Annotated in this window: 23 protein-coding genes and 1 riboswitch; of the genes, 19 read left to right on the top strand and 4 right to left on the bottom strand. The window is 44.0% G+C overall.

Features of this window, described 5'->3' with window-relative positions; all coding sequences use genetic code 11:
* The first annotated feature begins 117 nt into the window (after positions 1 to 117).
* Positions 118 to 525 (top strand): hotdog fold thioesterase, encoded by a 408-nt coding sequence (locus ABDB91_RS12885; protein WP_347488119.1) that lies wholly within the window; start codon positions 118 to 120, stop codon positions 523 to 525.
* Between the two features lie 126 nt (positions 526 to 651).
* Positions 652 to 1,005 (top strand): DUF2512 family protein, encoded by a 354-nt coding sequence (locus tag ABDB91_RS12880; protein ID WP_347488118.1) that lies wholly within the window; start codon positions 652 to 654, stop codon positions 1,003 to 1,005.
* Positions 1,006 to 1,076: 71 nt separating this feature from the next.
* Here ABDB91_RS12880 and ABDB91_RS12875 read toward each other — a convergent pair whose 3' ends face one another.
* From ABDB91_RS12875 to ABDB91_RS12865, 3 genes are all read right to left on the bottom strand, one after another.
* Complete coding sequence (locus tag ABDB91_RS12875; protein WP_347488117.1) at positions 1,077 to 1,520, bottom strand: MaoC family dehydratase; 444 nt, start codon at positions 1,518 to 1,520, stop codon at positions 1,077 to 1,079.
* Positions 1,521 to 1,532: 12 nt separating this feature from the next.
* Positions 1,533 to 2,675 (bottom strand): acyl-CoA dehydrogenase, encoded by a 1,143-nt coding sequence (locus tag ABDB91_RS12870; RefSeq protein WP_347488116.1) that lies wholly within the window; start codon positions 2,673 to 2,675, stop codon positions 1,533 to 1,535.
* A 61-nt stretch (positions 2,676 to 2,736) separates the two neighbouring features.
* Positions 2,737 to 3,918 (bottom strand): acetyl-CoA C-acetyltransferase, encoded by a 1,182-nt coding sequence (locus ABDB91_RS12865; RefSeq protein ID WP_347488115.1) that lies wholly within the window; start codon positions 3,916 to 3,918, stop codon positions 2,737 to 2,739.
* Between the two features lie 1,054 nt (positions 3,919 to 4,972).
* On the opposite strand from ABDB91_RS12865, the gene ABDB91_RS12860 reads away from it, so the two are divergent.
* The 10 genes from ABDB91_RS12860 to ABDB91_RS12815 all read left to right on the top strand — a co-directional run bounded on the left by ABDB91_RS12860 (position 4,973) and on the right by ABDB91_RS12815 (position 16,678).
* Positions 4,973 to 6,166 carry an AraC family transcriptional regulator gene (locus ABDB91_RS12860; RefSeq protein WP_347488114.1) on the top strand — a complete coding sequence of 398 codons (1,194 nt, stop codon included), beginning with the start codon at positions 4,973 to 4,975 and terminating at the stop codon, positions 6,164 to 6,166.
* A 46-nt stretch (positions 6,167 to 6,212) separates the two neighbouring features.
* Positions 6,213 to 6,412: riboswitch (cobalamin riboswitch) on the top strand.
* 208 nt (positions 6,413 to 6,620) lie between these two features.
* Positions 6,621 to 7,001 (top strand): hypothetical protein, encoded by a 381-nt coding sequence (locus tag ABDB91_RS12855; protein WP_347488113.1) that lies wholly within the window; start codon positions 6,621 to 6,623, stop codon positions 6,999 to 7,001.
* 114 nt (positions 7,002 to 7,115) lie between these two features.
* On the top strand, positions 7,116 to 8,069 hold the full coding sequence (locus ABDB91_RS12850; protein ID WP_347488112.1) for an ABC transporter permease: 954 nt from the start codon (positions 7,116 to 7,118) through the stop codon (positions 8,067 to 8,069).
* Entirely contained in the window at positions 8,066 to 8,863 is a 798-nt protein-coding gene (locus ABDB91_RS12845) for an ABC transporter permease (protein WP_347488111.1), read from the top strand. The genes ABDB91_RS12850 and ABDB91_RS12845 overlap by 4 nt, the downstream gene beginning before the upstream one ends.
* Positions 8,856 to 9,659 (top strand): ABC transporter ATP-binding protein, encoded by an 804-nt coding sequence (locus ABDB91_RS12840; RefSeq protein WP_347488110.1) that lies wholly within the window; start codon positions 8,856 to 8,858, stop codon positions 9,657 to 9,659. The genes ABDB91_RS12845 and ABDB91_RS12840 overlap by 8 nt, the downstream gene beginning before the upstream one ends.
* A complete protein-coding gene (locus tag ABDB91_RS12835; RefSeq protein ID WP_347488109.1) occupies positions 9,632 to 10,333 on the top strand; it encodes a dipeptide/oligopeptide/nickel ABC transporter ATP-binding protein in 702 nt (233 codons plus the stop codon). Before ABDB91_RS12840 ends, ABDB91_RS12835 begins: the two co-directional genes overlap by 28 nt.
* A gap of 38 nt (positions 10,334 to 10,371) precedes the next feature.
* Positions 10,372 to 11,976 carry an ABC transporter substrate-binding protein gene (locus ABDB91_RS12830; RefSeq protein WP_347488108.1) on the top strand — a complete coding sequence of 535 codons (1,605 nt, stop codon included), beginning with the start codon at positions 10,372 to 10,374 and terminating at the stop codon, positions 11,974 to 11,976.
* Between the two features lie 75 nt (positions 11,977 to 12,051).
* On the top strand, positions 12,052 to 13,041 hold the full coding sequence (locus ABDB91_RS12825) for an AraC family transcriptional regulator (protein WP_347488107.1): 990 nt from the start codon (positions 12,052 to 12,054) through the stop codon (positions 13,039 to 13,041).
* A gap of 129 nt (positions 13,042 to 13,170) precedes the next feature.
* Positions 13,171 to 14,940 (top strand): ABC transporter ATP-binding protein, encoded by a 1,770-nt coding sequence (locus ABDB91_RS12820; protein ID WP_347488106.1) that lies wholly within the window; start codon positions 13,171 to 13,173, stop codon positions 14,938 to 14,940.
* Positions 14,933 to 16,678: an ABC transporter ATP-binding protein gene (locus tag ABDB91_RS12815; protein ID WP_347488105.1), complete on the top strand. Its 1,746-nt coding sequence runs from the start codon at positions 14,933 to 14,935 to the stop codon at positions 16,676 to 16,678. Before ABDB91_RS12820 ends, ABDB91_RS12815 begins: the two co-directional genes overlap by 8 nt.
* 559 nt (positions 16,679 to 17,237) lie before the next feature.
* Here the strand turns inward: ABDB91_RS12815 and ABDB91_RS12810 are convergent.
* Positions 17,238 to 17,450 carry a biotin/lipoyl-containing protein gene (locus ABDB91_RS12810; protein WP_347488104.1) on the bottom strand — a complete coding sequence of 71 codons (213 nt, stop codon included), beginning with the start codon at positions 17,448 to 17,450 and terminating at the stop codon, positions 17,238 to 17,240.
* Between the two features lie 693 nt (positions 17,451 to 18,143).
* Between ABDB91_RS12810 and ABDB91_RS12805 the strand changes: the two genes are divergently transcribed.
* From ABDB91_RS12805 to tig, 7 genes are all read left to right on the top strand, one after another.
* A complete protein-coding gene (locus tag ABDB91_RS12805) occupies positions 18,144 to 19,373 on the top strand; it encodes an ABC transporter substrate-binding protein (RefSeq protein WP_347488103.1) in 1,230 nt (409 codons plus the stop codon).
* Between the two features lie 109 nt (positions 19,374 to 19,482).
* Positions 19,483 to 20,355, top strand: a complete 873-nt coding sequence (locus ABDB91_RS12800) for a branched-chain amino acid ABC transporter permease (RefSeq protein WP_347488102.1) — start codon at positions 19,483 to 19,485, stop codon at positions 20,353 to 20,355.
* Between the two features lie 7 nt (positions 20,356 to 20,362).
* Positions 20,363 to 21,316: a branched-chain amino acid ABC transporter permease gene (locus ABDB91_RS12795; RefSeq protein ID WP_347488101.1), complete on the top strand. Its 954-nt coding sequence runs from the start codon at positions 20,363 to 20,365 to the stop codon at positions 21,314 to 21,316.
* Positions 21,317 to 22,036 (top strand): ABC transporter ATP-binding protein, encoded by a 720-nt coding sequence (locus ABDB91_RS12790; protein WP_347488100.1) that lies wholly within the window; start codon positions 21,317 to 21,319, stop codon positions 22,034 to 22,036.
* Positions 22,029 to 22,733 carry an ABC transporter ATP-binding protein gene (locus tag ABDB91_RS12785; RefSeq protein WP_347488099.1) on the top strand — a complete coding sequence of 235 codons (705 nt, stop codon included), beginning with the start codon at positions 22,029 to 22,031 and terminating at the stop codon, positions 22,731 to 22,733. Before ABDB91_RS12790 ends, ABDB91_RS12785 begins: the two co-directional genes overlap by 8 nt.
* A gap of 182 nt (positions 22,734 to 22,915) precedes the next feature.
* Positions 22,916 to 23,071 (top strand): hypothetical protein, encoded by a 156-nt coding sequence (locus ABDB91_RS12780; protein WP_347488098.1) that lies wholly within the window; start codon positions 22,916 to 22,918, stop codon positions 23,069 to 23,071.
* A 230-nt stretch (positions 23,072 to 23,301) separates the two neighbouring features.
* Complete coding sequence (gene tig / locus ABDB91_RS12775; RefSeq protein WP_347488097.1) at positions 23,302 to 24,618, top strand: trigger factor; 1,317 nt, start codon at positions 23,302 to 23,304, stop codon at positions 24,616 to 24,618.
* Positions 24,619 to 24,673 lie beyond the last annotated feature (55 nt).

Raw genomic sequence — 24,673 nt, 5'->3', positions numbered from 1 at the left:
TTTTTTTCTTAACAGTTTACAACACATTTTATTGTTTACAACTATATTTATAGTAATTCGCCAAACTTAGGTGTAAAATATAGCAATAAGTGAACACACTGGGGGGCGCTAAAATTAATGGCGGATATTAATATTAGTGATGAATTGGCTGTAAAGATAAAGAACGACCCTTTTCCCAATCACCTGGGGGCGGAAATTATCAAGCTTTCGCCGGGCTTTGCCAGGGTATCCCTGAAGGTGCAAGAGCATATGACCAATATACACCGGATTACGCATGGCGGTGTGGTTTTCACCTTGGCTGATATAGCTCTGGGTATGGCCAGTAATGCCCGGGGGCAGGACGCGGTGGCCGTAAATGCTAATATAAATTTTATCAGGGCCAGCAAACCCGGTGATGTTTTGGTGGCTACCGCGGAAGAAGTACATCTTGGCCGGCGCACGGCAAATTACAGAATAACTATAGAAACTGATGGGGGAAAACTGATTGCCATAGCACAAGGGTTGGTATTTAGAGAGAGCAAATGATGTGAACAAACTTTCTGTCCCCGCCGATTTATTGCCGGCGGGCTTTTTTGTTTTCAGGGGTTTGTAGTATAAATAAGTCAAACGTGGAAAAACTATCAGATGAAAAATGATTGGAGGTGAGATAATATGAGTAAAACTGCGACCGCACTTATAATTAAATTTATTATGACCTTTGTTTTTGCCGGTATTGCTCTGGCCTTTATTGACCATAACACATGGGGTTGGATTTTTGTGGTGGCTGTTGTGGGTACAGCGCTGAATTATTTTGTGGGGGATCTGCTTGTCCTGCCTAAGTATGGTAACATTGTCGCATCAGTTGGTGACGGTGTGATGGCTTCATTGACGGCGTACATTATAAGTCTGCTAGCCCCGGCTTTCCGAACCAGTTTTACCGCACTGGCTATATTGGCGGTATTAATTGCGGTAGGAGAATACTTTTTCCACCAATACCTACTTCGTTCGGAAAAAGTAGAGCCATAAAATAAGAAAACCATGGAACAAAAAATCAGGCTCCGTCTATCAGCCGGGTCCTGATTTTTTGTTAGCTTTTGTTAGTATTGGTTTTCCCTTTTATTTGTCACCGGCATAACTTTCCCTGAAACTTCTCCTTCCAGGACCACTTCATTCTTCTGGTTGGTACAGGTTAAATGAAGCGTTAATTTATTCCTTTGGGCATCTTTTTCCGTCACAGTGACTTTGGCGCAAATAGTCTCGCCAATATAGACGGGTGCCAGAAAATTAAAGGACATTTTAGTCGCCGGGTATGGTTCAGGTAATAAAGTGCCTCCGGCATGAGTAAGCATGCTGCCTGTAAGCAGTCCGGGCAAAACTCTGCTTTTAAAGCCACAGAGAGATGCTATGCCCGGGTCCAAGTGTATGGGATTGAAATCTCCGGTCACACCAATAAAGTTGCTTACGTCGCCCTCCGTAAACGTACGGTAAAAGGTAACGCTATCACCGACCTTCATATCTTGCCAGGAAAGGAAAAAACGCATTATTTAAAACCCTCATTCATTGAGCAATCGCTTAGCGATTACTATGCGCTGGATTTGGTTGGTGCCTTCATAAATCTGGGTTATTTTGGCGTCCCGCATGTAGCGCTCCACCGGGTAGTCTTTGCAATAACCGTAACCGCCTAATATTTGCACTGCGTTAGTGGTTACCTCCATGGCGGTGTCGGTGGCATACATTTTGGCCATGGAGGACTCTTTGCTATAGGGCAATCCCATGTCGCGCATGCGGGCGGCCCGGTACACCAGAAGGCGTGCACAGTCGATGCGGGTGGCCATATCCGCCAGCATAAACTGGATGGCCTGGAAGCTGGCTATGGATTTACCAAACTGTACACGCTCCTTGGCGTATTGTCTGGCTACGTCAAAGGCGGCCTGAGCAATGCCCAGACCCTGGGCGCCAATGCCGATGCGTCCTCCGTCCAGCAGAGCCATGGCTACCTTAAAACCTTCGCCTTCATGGCCCAATAGGTTTTCTTTAGGTACCCGGGCGTTGTCGAAAATTAATTCGGTGGTTATGTCACCGTGCAGGCCCATTTTTTCTTCTGTTTTGCCAATGGAGAAACCGGGGGTGTCCTTGTCAACCAATAAACAGGTTATACCCTTGTGTCCCTTGTTCTTGTCGGTTGCTACAAAGGTAACATATACGCTGGCCTCGCCGCCGTTGGAGATAAAAACTTTGTTGCCGTTGACAATGTAGTGATCTCCTTCCGGTTTGGCTGTGGTGGAGAGGCTGGCCGGATCCGAGCCGGCGTTGGGTTCGGTTAGGGCAAAGGCTCCGATATATTGTCCCGCAGCTAGTTTAGGAATATATTTTTGCTTTTGTTCCTCAGTGCCAAAATAAAGAATGGGGAAAGTGCCCACCGAGGTATGCACTGCCAGTATCACACCGGTAGAGGCGCAAGCACGTGATATCTCTTCAATAGTGATAATATAAGAAAGAAAATCACAGCCCGCGCCGCCGTATTCTTCTGGTATAGGCACTCCCATCAGGCCCAGTTCGGCCATCTTGTCGATATTTTCCCTTGGGAAGCGGTGAGTGCGATCTATTTCCGCAGCCCGGGGGGCTAATTCGCTTTGAGCCAGTTTTCTGACCATGTCACGCATCATTTGCTGCTCGTCCGTGAGCATATAAGGCATCTAAGGGTCACTCCTTTCTTCTCGCCTGCTGCCGGTACCGGGTGCTTAAAGTTGAACACCTTTATTCAACCTTAATCATTATCGCATCGCCCTGGGCAGCACCGCTGCAGATAGCGGCCACACCGATTCCGCCGCCCCGGCGGTGCAGTTCGTAAATCAGAGTCATTAAAATGCGGGCGCCGCTGGCGCCAATGGGGTGACCGAAGGCAATGGCTCCGCCGTTGACATTAACCCGGTCGGGATTCCAGCCTGCAATTTTGCCGCTGACCAGGGTCACGGCGGCGAAAGCCTCATTAACTTCCAGTAGATCCACCTGATCTATGGTCATATCTTTCTTTTTGAGAAGTTTATTGATAGAGAGCCCGGGCACAGTGGCAATATATTTGGCATCCTGGGAAACCGAGGCGTGGCCCAGGATAGTGGCCATGGGTTGCTTACCCAGTTCTCTGGCCTTTGCATCGGACATGATGACCAGCGCTCCGGCACCGTCATTTACACTGGGGGCATTGCCGGCTGTGACGGTATTTTTAGGGTCAAACACCGGCGGCAGCTTACGCAGCGCTTCCATGTTGGTGTCGCGCCGTGGGCCTTCGTCAGTGTCCACCGTTTTAGCATCACCTTTTTTTTGAGGTATGGCCACGGGCACTATTTCATCTTTAAGCCGACCGCTATCTATGGCGGCAATGGCCAGCTGGTGGCTGCGCAAAGCCCACTCGTCTTGTTCTTCACGGCTGAATCCATACTCAATGGCCACTTCGCCGCCGTGAATAGCCATATGCCTGTCGTAGAAAGAACACCATAAACCATCGTTTACCATTAAATCAATAAATTTGGTATCGAACATGCGCAGGCCCCACCGGGCGTTTGGAACAAAATAAGGGGCGTTGCTCATGCTCTCCATGCCGCCGGCTACAATAATATCGGCGTCGCCGACCCGGATCATCTGGTCGCCCATGGTGACGGCCCGCAGTCCGGACGCACATACCTTGTTAATAGTCTCCGAGGGGACTTCCCAGGGCAGGCCGGCTTCTCGTGTGGCCTGGCGGGAGGGAATTTGCCCGCAGCCGCCCTGGAGGACCTGACCGAATATTACATTATCTACGGAAGCGCCTTCTATGCCGGCTCGACGTAGGGATTCGGCAATGGTAATAGCGCCCAGTTTGGTTGCCTTTAATGGTTTAAGTGCGCCGCCGAGTCTACCGAACGGGGTTCTGGCCGCACTGACAATTACAGTCTGTCGCATCCTTAAACTCCCTTCTTAAATTAAATTTCCAAGACGCCCACTTCTATAAATGGGAATGTTTATTTTTACTTCAGGTGGGGTAGATTCCCCATCTGAAGCCATCGATATTCAGCTTTAGCTGAACGAGTTCACTGACTAAATATTTGGTGTATGCTTTTGTGTATAGCTTTACGACATAATTACGATAAATTATAATCGCAAAAAATGTGCCAGGTATCGTTTCTGTGTACCGAGTTTTGGCGAACAGCTATGAAAATATGGGCCTGTCGGATATCTTACAGGGCAAATAATGTGGAGGCGGAAATTAACTTTGTATGTATCGTAGACAGTTGGCTTGGTGTGTGTAAACAATAGTGGTAGTTAAGTATGTTTAGTTTTAATCAAATTTCAAGACTCCCACTTCTATAAGTGGGGGTTTACGGAAGCATTTGAAGAAAGCTTCAAGAACAACCTCTACAAGATTTGGAACCGAATGAAGGCACATACTAAAATATTGGCCCAATTTAAAGAAACCTTCCGCCGTTTTCAATCACAACCAGTGGAAAGAGTTATTACCCCTGTTCTATATGGCTGGGTGAATTATTAGTGGATTATAAACTCTAGCCGATGTTTTGGCTATGTAAGGGACTGGCTAAAGAAGAAAGTACGGCGACATCTAATGCGAGCCCGCAACTGTAAAGGCTTTGGTTAGGACAGGTGGAGTAGAAACTGGCTGTACCTAAACTTAGGTCTTCAACTGTCAAAAACCCGTTGCTGATTGTCGTGCTTATACTCATACCACGATAAAGCCAAGCTTAATCGAACAACAGCAAACCAAAATATCTACTTTGTTATTCTATAATTTGCAAATTTTACTTGACTAACGAATTATTGTAATATATTATAATAATGAGAATGGTTATCATTACCGTTTAAAAATATCTTTTATACCACGTTTTTTTTCTCAGATGATGCGTTTTTTGACCGGGATTGAAAAGAGATGTTATTAAGATAAAATCATAAATTCTTCGGTGAAGAAGTATAACTGTGACATTTACTTATGCGGAGGAAAATAATGTTTAATTATGTTTCGATTAAAGAAGCAACAGAAAATTGGGGCATTTCTGAGCGCCGTATCCAAAGATTGTGCGAGAAAAATCGTATTTATGGCATTGCTTGCTCTGGACGGTCCTGGACAATACCTGCGGATGCGGAAAAACCCCAAGATGCACGATTGAAGATGTATAAAAACGAGTCAGTCAATTATTGTTCGGATAAGCGTATAAAAATAGAACTATGCGGTAATGGAGTATGCGTATTGTCGCAGAACGAGACTTGTACTGTATACTACATTGAAAATAAAACAGGAAACGGAGTTATTACGAATTATAACATCTTTCCCGGTGTTGAGGTATATTACAATGACTTTCATATGTCTGACGGTTTTAAACGCCGAAATATATCGAATTCGGATATTATCGAAATAAATCACTGCCGCGAGGGGCGAGCTGAATGCGAGTTCAAATCTGGAGGTTGCGAATATTTAGGCGAGGGAGATTTAACAATAAATTTGGTGGCGCACCCTGGTGATTTCTTATGTTTCCCTCTTTCGCATTATCATGGAATTTCGATTGTTATAGACATACCCAAGGCCTCAATAACCTTAAAAAAGCTGTTTGAAACGTTAGGAAATATCAAAATAGATTTTGAACAAATCAGGAAGAAAACCGCATCAGATATCGGTTGCTTTATCCTGCGGGCGACAGATTCAGTACAACATGTTTTTTCAGAACTATATAATGCTCCGGACGAAATGCGCGAAGGATATATTAAGTTAAAGATTATGGAGCTTTTTCTTTTTTTAAGCTCCGTCGATGAAACAAAAGCAAGTGAAAAAAGACCGTATTTTTATAAGCCACAGGTTGACACCATAAAAAAAATACGAAAATTCTTAATTGAACATCTTGAAAACCGCTATACACTAGTTGAATTATCTGAAAAATATGCTATCCCGATAACTTCTATGAAATTATGCTTTAAGGGGATATATGGCGTTCCGATGCTTACCTATATGCGTGAGTACAGATTGCAGGCAGCTGCCGAAATGCTCAGAAGTTCTTCATTAAGTATCGCCGAAATATCCGAAAAGGTGGGCTATAAAAACCCTGCCAAGTTTTCGTCGGTTTTTCAAAAGGCAATGAAATTGTCCCCTTCCAACTACAGAAAAAAAATTTGTCTTCAAGGGGTTGAATCCGACTTGGAAGATTAACGTTTTTATTTTACTTTATGTTATATATTGAATTAAAAGATTTGGCAAATGAATATGCGGAACAGGTGCCGGGGATATATATGAAAAATTGATGCATGCTCTGGTGAAAGGGGAAGTCGGGTAAAAGCCCGCGCGGTCCCGTCGCTGTGAGAGTGGAGATTCTCCGGAATGCCACTGGGAAACCGGGAAGGCAGGGGAAGCAATGAGACTTGAGCCAGAAGACCTGCCTATTCTTTGGGATACGGACAACACCACGAGTGATGGTGGGAGTACGTTTGATTATTATTGAACAAAAAGCTCTTTAGCGATTGCTAAAGAGCTTTTTAGCTGGTTTAGCAAGGAACTCAATACCCAAAATGGAAATAGTAGCTGCCGGAAAAACTATTTCAAGAGGCGGGGATTTCTTTGCCGAAAGGTAGTTTTCGGGATATGAAATTTGAAAGGGGAATGGAAATTGGAGCAATTTCCACATCCGCCTGATGGTTTTCGTGATTTTTTGGATATTATTACGGAACCTATGTTTAAAGCAAAATTGCTGTTGACGGCTGTTGAATTTTGCCTATTTGCCAATTTGCAGGAACTCCAAACTTCTGTCGAAGTGGCGGAGACGTTAGGTCTTCATCCAATTAATACAGAATATTTTCTGGATGGCCTTTGCGTGTGTAAATGGCTGACGAAAGAAAATGTAACCTACTTCAACTCCGATTATTCTCTAAAATCAGAATCCGCATTGAAAGATGAAATCAGCTTTATGTTCCGACTGCAGAAAAAAATTTTGTCTTTAAAGGAAAAAATCCGACTTGGCGGATTAACGTTTCTTTTCATTTCATGCTAGTTTATTGTATATGGTATGTGTTGTCTCAGCTTGACGGGCCCAGTCGGGGCATTTTTATTATTATGGAGTTAGGCATTACTAACTCAAATAAGGCCTATTTGGAGGTAGCAAATATTGAGAGCAAAACAATGGCGTTACATAGCAAGGAGAATCGCAGTTATGATATTTTCTTTGCTCTTTGTTACGTTGCTTTCCTTTACGCTTATGCGTTTGTCGCCGGTAGATCCCGCGGCGGCATATGTAATGCGCAATTCGCCAATTGTTACTACGGAACAAATTGCTGAAGCCCGCATAGAATTAGGGCTCGATAAGCCTTTGGCGATTCAATATTTCACATGGGTAAGGGATGCCCTTGGCGGCGAATTCGGCATTTCCCTTGCAAGCGGTAAACCTGTTTTAGCGGAGCTTTCCAAATCAATTCCCGTTAGTCTTTGTGTGGTTGGCCTTTCAGCTGTTTTAATGATGATTGGTGTGCTGCTGTTTGGGTGTCTGCAATACTTGATAAGAGAAAGCCTTGTGGGAAAGTTCCTTACCGTACTCAGTATCATTGGGATTTCTATTCCTGCCTTCTATCTTGCGCTGCTCTTTATCCAGTATTTTGCTTTTCAGTCCGACTTTATTTCAGTTACGGGTAATACCGGATTGATGAAGTATCTGCCGGCCGCGCTTTGCCTGTCGGTCGGTGGTATTGCTTTTTACTCACAAATGCTTGCTGGAAGTTTGGAAAGAGAAATGAATGAGGATTATGCTTTTTTCGCGCGATGCAGAGGTTTGAAGGAAGGACGGATATTGCTTTTTCATGCTCTATCTCATTCTGTCATAGATTTGGTACCGAACTTCGCCCAGATGATAGGTCTTTGTCTTGCGGCAGCTGCGATTGTTGAGCGTGTGTTTTCACTTCCGGGTCTCGGATATTTGATTATAGACAGCGTAATTAATCGGGATGCTCCCCTTATTCACGCCTCCGTGTTGTTTCTTGCCATAATGCTTGTGCTGCTTGATTTTGCCGCAACAATTCTTCAATGGCATCTCAGGCGGGATATTCGTACCAAGGAGGCAAAAGAATGAAACAGAAAAAAATATTCCAGATAAGTTTCCCAATATTTATTTTAGTTTTGTGCTGTTTTGGATATTTATTTGCTCCTAACGACCCGCAATGTGTTGATATGTCCAACAGGCTTGCACAGCCTTGCTTAAGATATCCCCTCGGAACCGATACTCTTGGAAGATGTACACTTTCTCGTCTTTTGTACGGAGGCAGAACAACCATCGGAATTGTTGCGCTCGGTTGCTTTTGTGTCGCCGTTTTAGGAATGGTTACCGGATTGCTGATCAGCAGACCGAAAGACAAAGAGGGCGTATTGTTTGAAAGCATTTTGAATGCTGTAACGGCAATTCCGCCCATAGCCTATTTAATTATTTTTATTGCCGCCTGGGGCAACGGCGTTTTAACAATGCTTGTTGCAATCACTCTATCGCTCTTTTTACGACTGATAAAGTTGGTCAAAACAAGAGCTGAAATTGAAATGAGCCGTGCTTATGTCATGTGCGCTGTTACCTCGGGGGCGGGAAAGCTGAGGGTTTTATTTTGGCATATACTGCCGAATCTGGTTTCCGATGTGGTGAGGTTTATTTGTTTATCCTGTGCAGACATGGTGCTGGCGATTGTCGGATTTTCATTTATTGGCCTTGGGCTCGGTGATAATGTCATTGAATGGGGGTCAATGGTTGCCGATTCCAACCAGATGATGCTGTCTCATCCGGGACTGACCTTTTATCCTGTGGTATTCATTTTTTTGAGTACACTGTCCTTCCATTTGTTGGGACGTGCGGCTTCTAAAGGAGGTGATTATTATGCTTAGAATCGACGGTTTATCAGTTAAAGCAAGGAATGGTACGCTGTTGCTTGACGGCGCTTCTCTTGCTGTTGGTTCAGGCCACATCATAGGTTTGACGGGAGCCTCCGGTTCAGGGAAAACAACTCTGCTGAAAAGCATTGCGGGGATACTTGACAAAAGCTGTGCCGTCATTAAAGGGAATATTTTCGTGGATAACAAGGATATAAGCAAATTGGACACAAGGGAACGCAGGGAATTATGCGGAAAAACAATCGGGTTCATTCCCCAAAATCCGATGACCGCCTTTGATCCGAGAGTAAAAATCGGTACCCAGATGCGGGAAACTCTTTGTATCCGTCTCGGAATTTCAAAAAGTGATGCCGATGACTTAAGCACAGAAAAGCTGACAACGTTTAATCTAAAAGACTGTAACAGAATTCTCCGAAGTTATCCCGGACAACTATCGGGAGGTATGTTGCAGCGTATCGCCGTGGCTCTGATGCTTGCCCTCCGACCTAAATATATTCTTGCAGATGAACCTACAAGTGCGCTGGATGAGGATAACCGGGAAATATTGACACGGATTTTGAAAAAGCAGAAAAAAGAGACGGGCATTCTTTTCATTTCGCATGATGTTGAAGCTTTAAGTGTACTATGTGAAAACGTGTTTGTTATGGAGCATGGCAAAATAACTGAAACAGGAACGACAGAAAAGCTGCTTTCAGCACCGGAACAGAAGTGGACAAGCGCATTTGCGGCAGCCCATAAAAAAATGGAGGAAAGGAGTTTCATATGGACGGAATACAAATTGAACGCTTGAATAAAAAATATTCTGATCATAAGGGTGTGATGTTCAGCGTGCTGTCTGATATAAATTTTAAAATATCGCCCGGCGAATTTATATCCGTAACCGGCGACTCAGGAACAGGAAAAAGCACGCTTGCAAGAATCGTTTTAGGAATTGAAGAACCCGATTCCGGCAAAGTTGTCTTGGATGGCCGCAGCGTTCCGGAATTAAAGCCTTCTGAATATCGCCAGTTTCGCAGTAAAATACAGGCTGTGTTTCAAGATACCCGCGGAACGCTGAATCCAAAGCTTTCGGTATATCACAATGTTGAAGAAGCCCTTGTCAACTTAACCGACCTAAGCAGATCCGAAAGGCAAAAACGTATTTTTGAGCTTATATCGCTTGTAGGAATGAATGAAAAGCTTTTGAAAGTACCGACAAAACAACTTTCAGGCGGGGAACAGCAAAGGCTATCGCTGCTTCGCGCCTTATCCGTGCACCCCAAATATCTTGTGCTTGACGAGGTATTGAGCGGGCTTGATTTAATCTCTCAAAGTTCAGTTTTGGACCTGCTTGAAGCCTATCATAAAGAGCACCAATTCGGATGCCTTTTTATCACGCATCATAAAACCGGCGCCTATAGGCTGTCCGATAAGGTCCTTGTTATGAAAAACGGAAAAATTGCCCGTGAGGGCGTTAAACAATAAAAAATGCAATTCCAATTTTATGAAAGGAGCTAAAAGAAATGAAAAGCAAATTTTTATCAAAACTGCTGGCTGTTTGCACCTGCCTGATGCTTCTCTGCACTGTATTTGCAGGCTGCGACAATACTTCCGGCAAAACTTCAGGCGAAAAGGAGAAAAAAACACTTACCTTAGCGGTCGGTGCGGAGCTGACTACGCTTTACCCTCTCAATATGGATGCTCAAAACCTTTCGGCGACAAGACTTTGCTATGAAGGGCTGGTAAATTACGAGGACGGCGAGGTTAAACCGTGGCTTGCAAAGAGCTGGAATTTTTCCCAAGACGGCCGCGACCTGACTTTTACACTGAGAGACAATGTAACCTTTCACGATGGCGGGAAATTCAACGCCCAAGCAGTGAAAGACAATTTTGTTTTCAAGAGTAAAACTCCTAATTTCCGGGCCTGGCCGGGTGTAGTCAATATCAAGGAAATTGAGGTTGTAGACGATTATACCGTTACCTTCCATTATGACACCCCATATTTCGGTTATCTGAATGACTTCACCTTTCGCGAAATAATGGTTTGCGTTTCGCCCAAGGTTATTGAAGAAGACAATTTTCAAACCATGAAGGGGGTTGTAGGAACAGGTCCTTATATTTACAGTGAAGTTAAAGACGGGGAGTACGTCAATTTTATAAAGAATGAAAACTACTGGGGAGATGAGCCATATTACGATGAAATAATCGTAAAGTATATTCCGGAAGCTTCCGCTCGCCTGCTTGCCTTGCAAAAAGGTGAAATCGACATGATTTATGGCAGTACACTCATTTCCTGGGACGATTACAAGCAGGCGGCATCCTTCGACGGTATTAAAGGTGTCGTTTCCCCCGTTGACACAAAAACTGTCAGCCTTGTCTTGAATGCGGCCAATCCGATACTTTCAGACAAATCAGTTCGTGAAGCCATCGCCTACGGTATTGATAAGCAGGCTATTTGCGACGGATTGTTTCACGGTAATCAGAACCCTGCTCCGGACCTTTTCCCTGATGGCAATTTCCTTTCAGATGTAAAGCTTAACACTATCCGTACTTACGACAAAGGAAAAGCGGAACAGCTGCTTGACAGTGCGGGCTGGAAAATGAACGCAAGCGCCGGACTGCGTGAAAAGGACGGCAAGCCACTTTCTTTTAAGTTAACCTATGACTCCGGCGAAGTCATGAATAAAATGCTGGCGACTACCATAAAAAGTCAGCTTAGGGAAATCGGAATTGATGCTCAGACTGAAGGCCAGGATATGATGACCTGGTGGCAGGAAGGTGTGGCCGGCAATTACGGACTGATCATCTGGGCAACCGAAGAAAACACGGAACCACAGATAAACTTCCCCAAAATGATCAATTCTTCACCGCATACTCCATCGTTAAAGGCCATTGAGGGAAGCGACAAATTCCTAGCGGACATCCAAGAAACCATGGTTATTGATGATCAAGCAAAAGTGAATGAATTATTTGGCAGGATTCTTAATTTCAGCAATGACAATGTACTCGAACTGCCGCTATACTATGCCAAAGACTTGATATTGTTTAATACAAACAAAATTAAGGATTATACTTTTACCGATACGCCAGTCATGTTTGAAATTGATAATATCAAGCCAGTACAATAAGCTGAGAATGGAGGCTGAGACTTTACCCTCAGCCTCCTTCAGTTTCACCAGAAAAAATATAAAAGAGTTGATGAAATGAATAAAAAATTATCTTCGGCAGATGCAGATCATCAATTTTCTTTCCGCAGCTTGGTGGAAAAAGTCGAGCAAGTTGATAACAGAGCGGTTTTTCATTATGACAAGCATTATATACGCGGAAAGACTGTTCAATCCGAAATATTTGACGGCATATGGATTATCTATCATGATTTAACGCTGCAAACTCCCGAGGTGTTTCCTATGGAAGAAACCGGATTTATTCGGATGAATTATTGTATTTCCGGGAGATGCGAAATGGACTATAAAAATCATAAGGTATTTTATATAGGTTCAGGTGATTTTATAGCTGCACTTTTAGGCGACAAACATCATAAACATATCTTTCCTTTAGGAAACTATGAGGGGATTTCCATTGTTACCACAGAAACAAAGTTAGACGGATTTCTTAAAACAATATTTATGGATACCCAAATTACAAGCAGCGTGCTGATTCAAAAAATGAAGCAATGCGGTAAATTTATGTTGCTGTCCAACAGATATAAGATAAAGGAAATCATGAGTAAAATGATTATATTGAATGATACGTTTTGGAAAGAAAAAACAGTGCTGAAATTTGCGGAGCTTGTTATTCTTCTGATCGATGATGACATGGAAGCAATGGAATCAAAAGAAAAGTATTTTGAACGACATTTGACCGATAAAGTTAAGCAAATAAAAAAAGAAGTAACGGAAAATATGGAGGAGCATTTGACAATCAAAGAAGTTGCAGAAAAACATCATATCAGTTCCAGGGCATTTTCAGAGTGTTTCAAGGAGATATACGGGAAGACCTACTATGCCTTTATTAAGGAATTCAGAATTAAAAAAGCGGCGGATATGCTTCGCAGTACAAACAATAGCGTGACAGAGATTGCAATTACAGTCGGTTATCAGAATGCCAGCAAATTTTCCAAAGCCTTTTCAGATATTGTGGGCGTTACTCCGATTTGCTACAGAAAGAACAATTCTTCTGCGGCTTTGGAGTGAAAAGGAGTTATTGGAGCAGATAAATAACCGCTTGTAGGATATAATTCAGGAAGGTTAGAAACATCTAACGGTAATGATTATATCCTATTTTTATATCAGACTAAAAAATTATTCTCAAAGGAGATCAAAATGGAAGATAAGAAAGAGAGTGCTTTTGGAAGGTTATTGCTATTTGCTTCACAATGCAGAACAAAAATGATATTGTCAGTCACCATTGCGGTATTGGGTGTCGGTTGCGGTATGCTCCCCTATTTCGTCGCTGCAAGCATTACAGTAAAGATTATAAGTAAAAACTATACTTTTAAGGAACTCGTCTTGAGCGTTCTTCTGGCATTGGGGGGATATACCGGGAAAGTAATCTTTCACGCAATATCCACTACTTTATCCCATGAAGCAACATATACAATTTTAAAAAACATTCGGGGTGAATTGGTAAAAAAGCTTCCAAAATTACCATTGGGCTATGTACTGGAAACTCCCTCCGGAGAATTGAAAACAACCCTTGTCGATACGGTGGAAAAAATGGAACAGCCCCTTGCCCATATCATACCTGAGATGACCTCGAATTTATTGGTTCCCGTATGTATATTTACATATTTATTCTATCTGGATTGGCGTATCGCTCTTATTTCTCTGGTCACCATACCAATCGGGTTATTTTTATATAAGCTGCTGATGAACAAATACGTTTATTATTATCAGAAACGTGTTGAAGCCGAAAATGCAATGAATGCAACCGTTGTAGAATACATTAACGGCATTGAAACCATTAAGGCATTCAATCAATCCGCACGTTCTTATGAGAAATACACGAATGATGTAAACAATAATTGTTCGGCAGTTACTCTATTCTTTAAAAATACTCTATTGCTGTATTCGGCAGTTATGTATACGATGCCCGCTACTTTGCTTTTTGTCCTTCCTTCCGGGCTTTACTTTTATATGGACGGGACTTTGACACTGGAAACACTTATTTCCTGCCTTATATTATCATTCGGTCTCGTAGGTCCACTGATTCAGGCGATGAATCTTACTGACGGGATTGCTTCCCTGAGCACCATTATTGGAAAAATAGGTGAAATACTTGATGCCGATGAACTTAACCGTCCTTCGGATTATAAAGAGTTAAAGAGTTATAAAATAAAATTTGAAGATGTTTCTTTCGGCTATAATGACACGGAAATTTTGCATAGCATATCCTTTGAAACTGTCCCGAAGGGAATAACCGCAATCGTAGGTCCTTCCGGTTCGGGAAAATCCACCATTGCCAAGTTAATAGCAAGCTTTTGGGAAGCAAAAAGCGGACAAATAACGTTAGGAAATATCGATGTGAAGAAACTGCCGTTAGACCACATAAGCAATATCATTTCTTATGTGTCGCAGGATTGTTTTTTATTCAATATGTCAGTAAGAGAAAATATTCGTGTTGGTAAAAAAGATGCAACAGATGAAGAAATAATAGAAGCTGCCAAGAAAGCCAGCTGTCACGATTTTATTATGTCTCTGGAACATGGATATGATACCTTGGCCGGTGAAGCCGGTAATCATTTTTCGGGCGGCGAGAAACAACGCATTTCAATTGCCAGAGCAATTATTAAAAACAGCCCGGTTATTGTATTGGACGAAGCCACGGCTTATACCGATCCGGAAAATGAAGCGATAATACAAGAATCCATATCCAAGCTCGTCAAAGGAAAAACACTGATAGTCATTGCCCACAGGCTTTCAACAATAATGTCGGCGGATAATATTATCGTAATGAATCAAGGTGAAATAGCCGCCCAGGGAACCCATAACGAATTGTTAACAAGATGCGAAATATACCAGGATATGTGGGAAGCTCATGTCAGGACTAAGGATATGGACATGAAGGAGGCAGGAGGGAAAAACGATGATTAAGACGATAAAAAGGTTGCTGGAGTTTTCAGGCAGAAACAAGAGTGCCATAATACAATCCTTTGTTTATAGTGTTATCTTGACCATTTGTGAGGTTATTCCTGTTTTGGGGATTGTATATAGCTTAAATAGTATTGTTCTTGTAAAAAGAAACGGAAGCCAAATTACAATAGAAACAGTCATCGGTGCATTTTTGATTCTGCTCGTTGGAGTAGTAGGAAAAATCATATTCGGGTCCATTGCCAACAGTAAAGCCCAGGTTGCTTGTTTTAATATGTGTGCGGATAAAAGGATTGAAATTGGCGACAGACTTAAAAGAATGCCAATGGGATATTTTAACTCAAACCGCCTTGGCGAAATTGCATCTGCGGTAACAACGACAATCGGAGATATTGAAACTCAAGCGGGTCATATTCTGAACAATATTGTAGTCGGCGTTGTTCATGCTATTGTAATTGCCATTGTGATCAGCTTTTTTGACTGGCGTATTGGGCTTATCTCTATTTTCGCAATCATTACGGGTTTACTTGTAAACTCCGTTTTACAGAAAAAAAGCATTGCTGTTTCACCAAAGAGGCAGGAAGCTCAAAGCAGGCTTGTGACCGCAGTTTTGGAATATATTCAAGGGATAGCGGTCGTAAAAGCTTTCGGCCTTGGGGAAAAATCCAATCGTTCAGTCGATGATGCTATTGAGGAAAGCCGCAGGCGCAATATTGGATTAGAGAAAGCTTTTATAAAATTAATTGCTCTTTATCTATATGTTTTTAAAGTAGCAGGCTGTGGCATGCTGATGATGGCCTGTTATTTATTTAGCGGCGGTGAATTTTCATTATTGAATACACTGATGATTATCGTTTCAAGTTTTGTTATATTTTCCCAAATCGAAGCCGCCGGAAGCACTTCCTCCTTATTGCGGGTGCTGGATAGTAGCATGGATAAGGTTAAAACCGTGGAACAGACACCACTTATGGATGAAAACGGGACGGATATTAAACCTGAAGATTATAAAATAGAATTTAAAAACGTATCATTTTCCTATGATTCAAGAAAGATTCTTGACAATATAAGCCTTACTATCCCTCAAAATACAACGGCGGCCATTGTAGGGCCGTCCGGCGGAGGAAAAAGTACAATTTGCAATTTGATCGCTAGGTTCTGGGATGTAAACGAGGGTGAAGTAATGCTTGGAGGTTATAATGTCAAAGCTTATACCTGCGAAAGCTTATTTAAAAATATCAGCATGGTATTTCAAAATGTATATTTATTTCAAGAGACAATTATAAACAATATTAAATTCGGGCGCCCGAAGGCGACAATGGACGAAGTCGTGAAAGCTTCCGAAAAAGCATGCTGTCATGAATTTATATCTAATTTACCGGACGGATACAATACGTTGATCGGAGAAGGAGGCTGCAGTCTGTCAGGCGGTGAAAAGCAGCGTATATCCATCGCCAGAGCAATTTTAAAAGATGCTCCCATTATTATTCTTGATGAGGCAACTTCAAGTGTCGATCCTGAAAATGAAAAACAATTGCAGCTGGCGATTGAGGAGCTTACAAAACATAAGACGGTTATTATGATTGCCCATCACCTTTCAACCGTGCAAAACGCTGATAATATCTTTGTATTAAGCGGAGGACATATTGTACAACAAGGAAAACATGAAAAGTTGATGAATGAGGAAGGAATCTATTCTGAATTTATTTATGCAAGAAAAAAAGCAATTGGATGGAGTCTATAAACTCCGATGCTGGAGCGCCATTTCCGATTGTCAAGAAAAAATCAATTGACTAATAAGTTAAGTAAAAAATTTTGAAAAACCCCTAATATCAGGGCATTGCAGGATTTTTAGTTCTATCAAGTGTCAAAGATGGAAATATGCAATTTAAACTATGATGTCAAAATAATTATAATCGCAAAAAATGTGCCAGGTATCGTTATTCTTTGCTAATGTTCTGAATTGCAGTGAAAAGTTGATTTATCAGTTATTTTGCTGGAACAATACTTCTAAAGGTAATTTCTAACATTGTATTCATTGTGTACAGTTGGGGAACGGTGTGTAAATAGTAGTGAAGTTGACCGGTCTATTGGCATGTATAGCCCAGGATCTCTTGGTCGTGTACGTTATATAATTTATTGTTATTATATATTAGAAAAGTAGAGGCTGTGGTTTAAAATCTGAACGGGCGCCGCAATGCACGGCGCCCGTTACCTTACGGATACTGCGGGGTAGTGTATGGTAAGTGTACATATGTGAACAGTCCCCGGTATGTATCAGTTGCTTTACAGGTTAGCTTGTCTTACTCCAGAGTCATTATTACTGTATCAGTGTTAACTACGTCGCCGGCTGTTACTTTGATTTCTTGTACGGTACCGTCGGAAGGGGCATAAATTTTAACCATCATTTTCATTGCTTCGATAGTGGCTACCGCATCGTTAGCCTTAACCCGGTCGCCCACCTTAACATCAACGGAAACCAACTTTCCAACCATTGGAGAAAGTACATTGGCCATTGTATATTGCCTCCTTTATCATATTATGGCACTCAAGTATGATAGGTGAAAATTAATTTATAAAGATTATTTTTAGCGATTTAAGTGGAAATAATACCTCATTATCAACCGGCGTGTGTAGACTATGCCACAACGCGTTTTATTGCCGAATAATCAGTCCCTCCCCTCAGTTTCAATAATGGGATATCTTTCTATTATACTATTGAAAATTATTGCATATTTCAAAAGCAACGTCAATATTTAACCGCTGCCATTAGCATCGCATACGGCACTGTTTTCCATACATCGGCTTTTATTACAGCTCGTTCGCCTTGATGAAACAGGGGGGCGGGATAAACCAGCGATTTTCAGATGTATTCAAAACACATGGAAAATTTCGATAACTTATAGTCAAACTTCATTCTCAATATGTTATAATAATACTATTGAACCCTGCCCGAAAAGAACGGAATGGGCCCGGCAAGCCGCTAAAAAGGCTGATTAACAAATAGAGTCCACTACACCAATTGTAAAAAAATCTGAACAGGAGGTGGCTTAAGGTATCAGATTAATCTAAAAATTATTGGTCATAATCTTTCTCTATTTACTGGACAAGGATAACGGGTCTTCACAGGGAAAAGTAACGGGCACTTAGCGGGGTTACATAGCTATGCATGGACAATTAGTCAACTAATTTGTACAAGGGGGATTCAAGTGAAAAAGAACAGGTGGCAAATCTTAGCTGTAGTGTTGGCTGTCACGTTGGTGGGATTGCTTGCCGGCGGTTGCGGCGGCAGCGGTAGCGGTGGCGGCGGCGAAGATGTGGTTAAAGTCGGCGTTATATTGCCTTTAACTGGTAGTGAGGCTATGTTTGGCGAAATGGAAAAGAATTCTTTTGAAATGGCCTATGAAGAATTGAAAGCCGCCGGGAAAACCACTGTGGGCGGTAAAGAGATTAAGCTTCTGTACGAGGACGACCAGGGCAAGCAGGATGTGGCCAAATCCGCCACCGAAAAGCTGGTCAACCAGGATAAGGTGCATATGCTCAGCGGCGGCTACAGCAGCGCCTGCACCAACGTAATAGCCGGTTCGGCCCAGTCCATGAACACACCGTTCCTCATTGTCACCGGTTCTTCCGACACCATTACCCAGCAGGGATGGAGTTATGTTTTCAGGGGAGCCGCGGCGCCCGCCAGCAAATACACCATTGCTTTCTGGGAAATGATGGAGAAGGTTATCAAGCCGCAAAAGGTGGCCATCATCTTTGAAAACACTGATTTTGGCACATCCTCAGCTAAAGGTTTCAGGGATGAATGTCAAAAGAGAGGCATCAATGTTGTGTTTGACCAGCCTTACGAGCACGGCGCCATCGACTTCAAGCCCATGCTGGCCAATATGAGGAGCAGCAACCCGGATATGATTTTCGCCACCTCATACGTCATGGACGCTTCCATGATTGTAAAGCAGATGAAAGAGCTTAATTTCAATACCAAGCTTTTTGTGGGCAACGGTGCCGGTTATACCATGCCCGAATTCTACGAAAACGCCGGGGCGGCTTCGGACTACGTGGCTTCCACAACCCTGTGGGTGCCCAGCGTAACCTGGCCGGGCGCAGGCGATTACTTCAAAAACTACAAGGAGAAATACGACAAGGAGCCTGATTATCACGGCGCCCAGGCTTACGCCACTATGTACGTCATTGCCGACGCACTGGGCAGGGCCGCGGAAATGAACGCCGAGGGGATCCGGCAGGCGCTGAAGGAAACTGATATAGACACCATCATGGGCCCCATCAAGTTTGAAGACTGGGCAGGCTACACCAACCAGAACAAGCCCAACACCTATGTGGTGCAGTGGCAAAAAGGGGAACTGGAAGTTATCTGGCCCGAGGAAGTAAAATCCGCCGACTATGTCTACCCCGTCCCCCAGTGGACAGAGAGGTAATGAATGCTGACCAAAGCATCATATGCAGAACGGAGGGAGCGCAAGCTCCTTCCGTTTGCACGGCTAAAAAGAAAGAATTTTTTGCTTGAAATTAGGGGGTACATATAAAATGTTGTTAGGACAGACAATTATTTGCGGCATACTGCTGGGGGGAATGTACGCCTTAATCGCCATCGGTATGACTTTGATCATGGGTGTAATGAAAATCATCAACCTGGCTCATGGCGCCCTGGTGATGGTGGGAATGTACGTAACATACATTTGTTCTAAAAATTTCGGCATAGATCCTTATGTCGGCATGTTTATCGCCATGCCGGCCCTGTTCTTCCTGGGCTGCCTGATTCAAAAATACATGATTAACCGGTTGGTTGAAGTGGATTCCATCTTGCCGGAAAACCAGGTGCTGCTCACGGTGGGCATTATGCTGGTGTTAACCGAGACGGCCAGGCTGCTCTTTAAGTCCGATTACCGTTCTGTTACCACAAGCTATTCCTCCGACACGGTCTTTTGGGGGGGCATGTCCATTAGCGTGCCTTTGTTGATCGGCTTTTTTATCGCCATGCTTTTCACTTTTCTGCTGCACCTTTTTTTAACAAAGACCGATTTGGGCAAATCCATCAGAGCCACTGCTCAGGACCGGGACGCCGCTGTATATATGGGCGTAAATGCCTCAAAAATCACCATGATCACATTCGGCATAGGCTCCGCCTTGGCCGCAGTCGGCGGTTCGCTGCTGCTGCCGCTGTTTTATCTTTTTCCCGATGTCGGACATTTGTTCACCGCCAAATCCTTTATCATCACCATTCTGGGCGGTATGGGCAGTACCATGGGCGCCGCCGTGGGCGGATTGATCCTGGGGCTTTCGGAATCACTGGGCGCCACTTATATATCCATGGGTTATAAAGATGTCGTAGGATTGGTCATATTTATACTTGTGCTTTTGTTCATGCCCGGTGGTTTCAGGAGTCTGGTGAAGAGGTGAGAAAAATATGTTGAATAAAAAGTCTTTAATGGCCATTGTTTTTCTGTTGCTGGCAGTCCTGCTGCCGGTGTTTATTACAGCCCCCTATCATCTGCACATATTGATTTTGATTCTGATTTGGGCTACCATTGGCACGGCATGGAACCTTTTGGGCGGATACGCGGGGCAAGTCTCCTTTGGCCACGCCGCTTTTTTTGGATTGGGTGCCTATTCCGCCGGACTGTTAACCTTGCATTACAGCCTCTCCCCCTGGTGGGGCATACTCCTGGGCCCGGTGGTGGCCGCACTGATCGCCCTGCCTATCGGGATGATCTGCTTCCGACTGAGAGGACCTTATTTTGCCCTGGCCATGCTGGCGCTGGGTGAAATCTTCAGGCTGGTTTTTTTAAATATCACCAACTTTTCCAATGGCGCCAAGGGTATTTTGATTATGCCCGCCATCACCGGTAAAATGTTTTATTATTACACCGGGCTGGGCATGCTGGCCCTCACCCTGCTGGTAACCTACCTCATCGTGCACTCAAAGATCGGTTACTATCTGGTGTCCATAAGGGAGGATCAGGACGCTGCCATTTCCCTGGGCATACCCGCCACCATGTATAAAAATCTGGCGCTGCTGCCGAGCGCTTTTTTCACTGGATTGGCAGGGGCTTTCTATATGAATTACGTCGCTTTTATCGACCCGAACATCGTGTTCAACCTGACCAACGTTTCGGTCATGGTAATCCTGGTGGTCATGCTGGGAGGTGTTGCCACCACCTGGGGCCCCACCATCGGAGCGGCCATTTACATCTTTCTGGGAGAGCTGTTCCGCACCACCCTGGGTTCGGCCAATGTGCTTGTTTTTGGTATTCTGGTATGTGTTATCATTCTGTTCCTGCCCAATGGCATTGCAGGTGAGCTGGATTTATTGAAACGTTTCACGCGGCGCAAAAAAACCAGCGTATCCGGGGGTGTGTAGATGAGTCTCCTTGAAGCAAGAAGTATCACCAAACAATTCAGCGGTCTGACAGCGGTCTCAAGTTTGAGTTTTACCGTGGAGCAGGGAGAAATTTTAGGCATTATCGGTCCCAATGGATCCGGGAAAACAACCGTTTTCAATCTCATCAGCCGTTTTTTCCCACTTACTTCGGGCGAAATTTATTTTAAGGAGCAAAGGATCGACACGCTGCCCGCGCATAAGATCTGTAAAATAGGGATAGGGAGAACTTTTCAGGTGGTTAAACCTCTAAGACGCATGACCGTCCTTGAAAACATTATGGCCGGTGCCTTTTTGCGCACCGGCAGCATTGGCAAGGCCAGATACAAGGCCGAGGAGATTGTCGATTTTTGCAACCTGGGCGCCTACGCCCATCGCGAGGCTAAAGGTTTGCCCATTCCACTGCGCAAGAGGCTGGAAATTGCCAGAGCTATGGCTACGGGTCCGGAATTGCTGCTGCTGGACGAAACCTGTGCCGGGCTTAATCCACGCGAGTCCGAAGAGGCTATAGACCTGATCCGGCGTATTCGTGACACCGGTGTCACTATTATCATCATTGAACACATCATGAAAGTAATGATGGGCATTTCCGATCGGATTTTGGCCATCAACTTCGGCAGCGAAATAGCCATGGGAAAACCCCGGGAAGTAGCAAACACTCCTGAGGTAATAAAAGCATATTTGGGAGATGCTTATGCTTAAGGTAAAGAATATCAACGTATCTTATAAAGACCTGCAGGTGTTGTGGGATGTTTCCTTTGAGGTGCAAGAGGGGGAATTTGTGGCCGTCCTGGGTGCCAACGGGGCTGGTAAAACCACCATGCTAAACGCCATTTCCGGCCTGCTCAAGGTTGGTCGAGGCAGCATTGAGTTTATGGGAAAGGACATAACCCGTCTGCCCGGATATAAAATCGCGGAACTGGGTATCATTCATGTGCCTGAAGGCAGGCGGCTTTTTCCCGAAATGACCGTGCGGGAGAACTTGGAGATGGGATCGCTGTTTTCCGAGGCCAGGGCCAAGCGGAAGGAGACCATGAAAAGGGTGTTTGAATATTTCCCCATCCTGGAGGAAAAGCAAAATGACGAAGCCTGCACCATGAGCGGCGGTCAGCAGCAGATGCTGGCCCTGGGCAGGGGTTTAATGGCGCTGCCCAAACTGCTGATTCTGGACGAACCTTCTCTGGGTCTGGCGCCGGTACTGGTAAAGCAAATTTTTGAAAACATCAAGGACATTAACGGCGCGGGTGTCACCGTGCTGCAGGTTGAGCAGAATGTGGTGCAGACCTTAAACATGTGCCACCGGGCCTATGTGCTTGAGAACGGCAAAGTGTCTCTGGAGGGCGGCGGCCAGGAGCTCTTAAACAACGAACACATAAAAGAGGCGTACCTGGGTATATAAGGGGAACACACATCCATTCCAAAGGCAAGACCCAAGAGACGGATTGTGACGGCAACAGCCCCGCATACCGGGATCTGCCGATAAATTTGAATTTCAGGCAAACTAAGTTTTTGATATCCGGATCAACCGTCAAGGCATAAGGATTGACTGGCTGTTTTCGCTATGGGACAGTTGGTTTCCTTATGTCTTCAACATTGACGGAAGAAGTGGAAAGAAACCTGATCGCTGATCAGAGCAAGGAAAAACGGACGGTTTGGTGCTGTGCTCACTTTCTTAGATTTACCTTTTTTGAAAAATGCGGGCGTGTATGTGCTCATGAATACGCCGTGGAATTTTAATACATATCACCTTGTTATTTTGCTTTAATCATGCTAAAATGTAACCTTAAACAACGATTGCCGGGTTGTAAAACCGGCTATTTATTTGTAAATGTTATTATATTGCCAATACCGCTGAAGGAAATTATTACATGGCGGTAGAATTCTATTTGTAATTGCACTGGTTTTGGATAAAATAATACTGTGCTATGGAAAACATTACATATGACAACCTAAAAGGGGGAGCATTAATGAAAGCGACCGCGGAAAAGCTGGAGAACAATACAGTAGTGCTTGATGTAGAGGTTGATGCTGAACAGTTGGCCAGAGCGCTTGATCAGGCATATCGCAAACTGGTCAAAGATGTGCATGTACCTGGATTTCGCAAAGGAAAGACACCGCGGGTGGTATTTGAAAATTATGTCGGTAAAGCCGCCCTATATAATGAAGCCGTGGAATACGTTATTCCCGATGCCTACATGCAGGCTGTAAATGAAACCGGCGTGGAACCGGTAGCACAGCCTCAGCTTGAAGTTGAGCAGGTGGAAGAAGGTAAGACTGTAAAATTTAAAGCTACCGTACGCGTAAAGCCCGAGGTTACACTGGGCCAGTACAGCAGTCTTGAAGTAACCAAGCCCGAGGTGGAGGTCACTGAGCAGGATGTGGACAAAGAAATTGTCAAATTGCAGGAAAGGCATGCTCAATTAATCAACCTGGAAGAGGGTGCCGTAGCCGGCGGTGATATTGCTCTGATCGACTTTGTCGGCCGCAGGGACGGAGTTGAATTTGAAGGCGGCCAGGGAACGGACTACTCTTTGGAGATTGGCTCCGGCACTTTTGTGCCCGGTTTTGAAGATCAGCTTATCGGGGTTGCTGTCGGTGAGACAAGGGATATTACCGTAACCTTCCCGGAAGACTATCCAAATGAAGATCTCAAAGGGCAGGAAGCTGTGTTTACCGTTACTATAAAGGGCATCAAGCGCAAAGAAGTTGCCGCCTTGGATGATGAGTTTGCCAAGGATGTCAGCGAATTTGATACCCTGGAGGAATTAAGAGCCGACTTGTTGAATAAGTTAAAAGAAGCCGCTGAGAATAAAGCCCGGCAGCAGATTAAGGGTGATGCGGTACAAAAGGCCGTGGAAAACGCGGCAGTTGATATTCCGGAGGAAATGGTCGATACACGGGTTGACGAAATGGTGGTAAACATGGAAAGACGCTTAATGTCTCAGGGTCTGACCATGGAAAATTATCTGAAATACACAGATTCCACTGTTGACGATATGAAAAAAAGTTTTCGTGATGATGCTAAAAGAGGTGTTAAGACAACCTTGGTGCTGGATGCTATTTCCAAGCAGGAAGCTATTGAGATTGGCGAGGAAGATTTGGAAAAAGAGATTGCCACAATGGCTGAAAATTACCAGCAGGATCCCAAGGTTTTGCGTAAAATACTTGAAGGACAGAATCAAATTGATTTTATCCGGGATGGTTTACAGCAACAAAAAGCCATTGATTTCATTGCCGAGCAAGCTGTGCTGGTGGAGGACACAAACCCGCCCGCTGAAGAATAAGTTATTGGCACAAGGGTTATTTCTAGTGGTATGGTTGTAAACAATACCGTATAAT

Origin of the sequence: Desulfoscipio sp. XC116 (genome assembly GCF_039851975.1) — a bacterium.
Taxonomy (GTDB): domain Bacteria; phylum Bacillota; class Desulfotomaculia; order Desulfotomaculales; family Desulfallaceae; genus Sporotomaculum.
The sequence above is the reverse complement of the archived record's forward strand: the minus strand, read 5'-3'. Positions and strand labels throughout refer to the sequence as shown.

What these genes read in the sequence shown, in the direction of transcription:
- ABDB91_RS12885 (WP_347488119.1), top strand. Translation starts at nt 118, where the DNA reads ATGGCGGATATTAATATTAGTGATGAATTGGCTGTAAAGATAAAGAAC.
- ABDB91_RS12880 (WP_347488118.1), top strand. Translation starts at nt 652, where the DNA reads ATGAGTAAAACTGCGACCGCACTTATAATTAAATTTATTATGACCTTT.
- ABDB91_RS12875 (WP_347488117.1), bottom strand. Translation starts at nt 1,520, where the DNA reads ATGCGTTTTTTCCTTTCCTGGCAAGATATGAAGGTCGGTGATAGCGTT.
- ABDB91_RS12870 (WP_347488116.1), bottom strand. Translation starts at nt 2,675, where the DNA reads ATGCCTTATATGCTCACGGACGAGCAGCAAATGATGCGTGACATGGTC.
- ABDB91_RS12865 (WP_347488115.1), bottom strand. Translation starts at nt 3,918, where the DNA reads ATGCGACAGACTGTAATTGTCAGTGCGGCCAGAACCCCGTTCGGTAGA.
- ABDB91_RS12860 (WP_347488114.1), top strand. Translation starts at nt 4,973, where the DNA reads ATGTTTAATTATGTTTCGATTAAAGAAGCAACAGAAAATTGGGGCATT.
- ABDB91_RS12845 (WP_347488111.1), top strand. Translation starts at nt 8,066, where the DNA reads ATGAAACAGAAAAAAATATTCCAGATAAGTTTCCCAATATTTATTTTA.
- ABDB91_RS12840 (WP_347488110.1), top strand. Translation starts at nt 8,856, where the DNA reads ATGCTTAGAATCGACGGTTTATCAGTTAAAGCAAGGAATGGTACGCTG.
- ABDB91_RS12835 (WP_347488109.1), top strand. Translation starts at nt 9,632, where the DNA reads ATGGACGGAATACAAATTGAACGCTTGAATAAAAAATATTCTGATCAT.
- ABDB91_RS12830 (WP_347488108.1), top strand. Translation starts at nt 10,372, where the DNA reads ATGAAAAGCAAATTTTTATCAAAACTGCTGGCTGTTTGCACCTGCCTG.
- ABDB91_RS12825 (WP_347488107.1), top strand. Translation starts at nt 12,052, where the DNA reads ATGAATAAAAAATTATCTTCGGCAGATGCAGATCATCAATTTTCTTTC.
- ABDB91_RS12820 (WP_347488106.1), top strand. Translation starts at nt 13,171, where the DNA reads ATGGAAGATAAGAAAGAGAGTGCTTTTGGAAGGTTATTGCTATTTGCT.
- ABDB91_RS12815 (WP_347488105.1), top strand. Translation starts at nt 14,933, where the DNA reads ATGATTAAGACGATAAAAAGGTTGCTGGAGTTTTCAGGCAGAAACAAG.
- ABDB91_RS12810 (WP_347488104.1), bottom strand. Translation starts at nt 17,450, where the DNA reads ATGGCCAATGTACTTTCTCCAATGGTTGGAAAGTTGGTTTCCGTTGAT.
- ABDB91_RS12800 (WP_347488102.1), top strand. Translation starts at nt 19,483, where the DNA reads ATGTTGTTAGGACAGACAATTATTTGCGGCATACTGCTGGGGGGAATG.
- ABDB91_RS12795 (WP_347488101.1), top strand. Translation starts at nt 20,363, where the DNA reads ATGTTGAATAAAAAGTCTTTAATGGCCATTGTTTTTCTGTTGCTGGCA.
- ABDB91_RS12790 (WP_347488100.1), top strand. Translation starts at nt 21,317, where the DNA reads ATGAGTCTCCTTGAAGCAAGAAGTATCACCAAACAATTCAGCGGTCTG.
- ABDB91_RS12785 (WP_347488099.1), top strand. Translation starts at nt 22,029, where the DNA reads ATGCTTAAGGTAAAGAATATCAACGTATCTTATAAAGACCTGCAGGTG.
- ABDB91_RS12780 (WP_347488098.1), top strand. Translation starts at nt 22,916, where the DNA reads ATGTCTTCAACATTGACGGAAGAAGTGGAAAGAAACCTGATCGCTGAT.
- tig (WP_347488097.1), top strand. Translation starts at nt 23,302, where the DNA reads ATGAAAGCGACCGCGGAAAAGCTGGAGAACAATACAGTAGTGCTTGAT.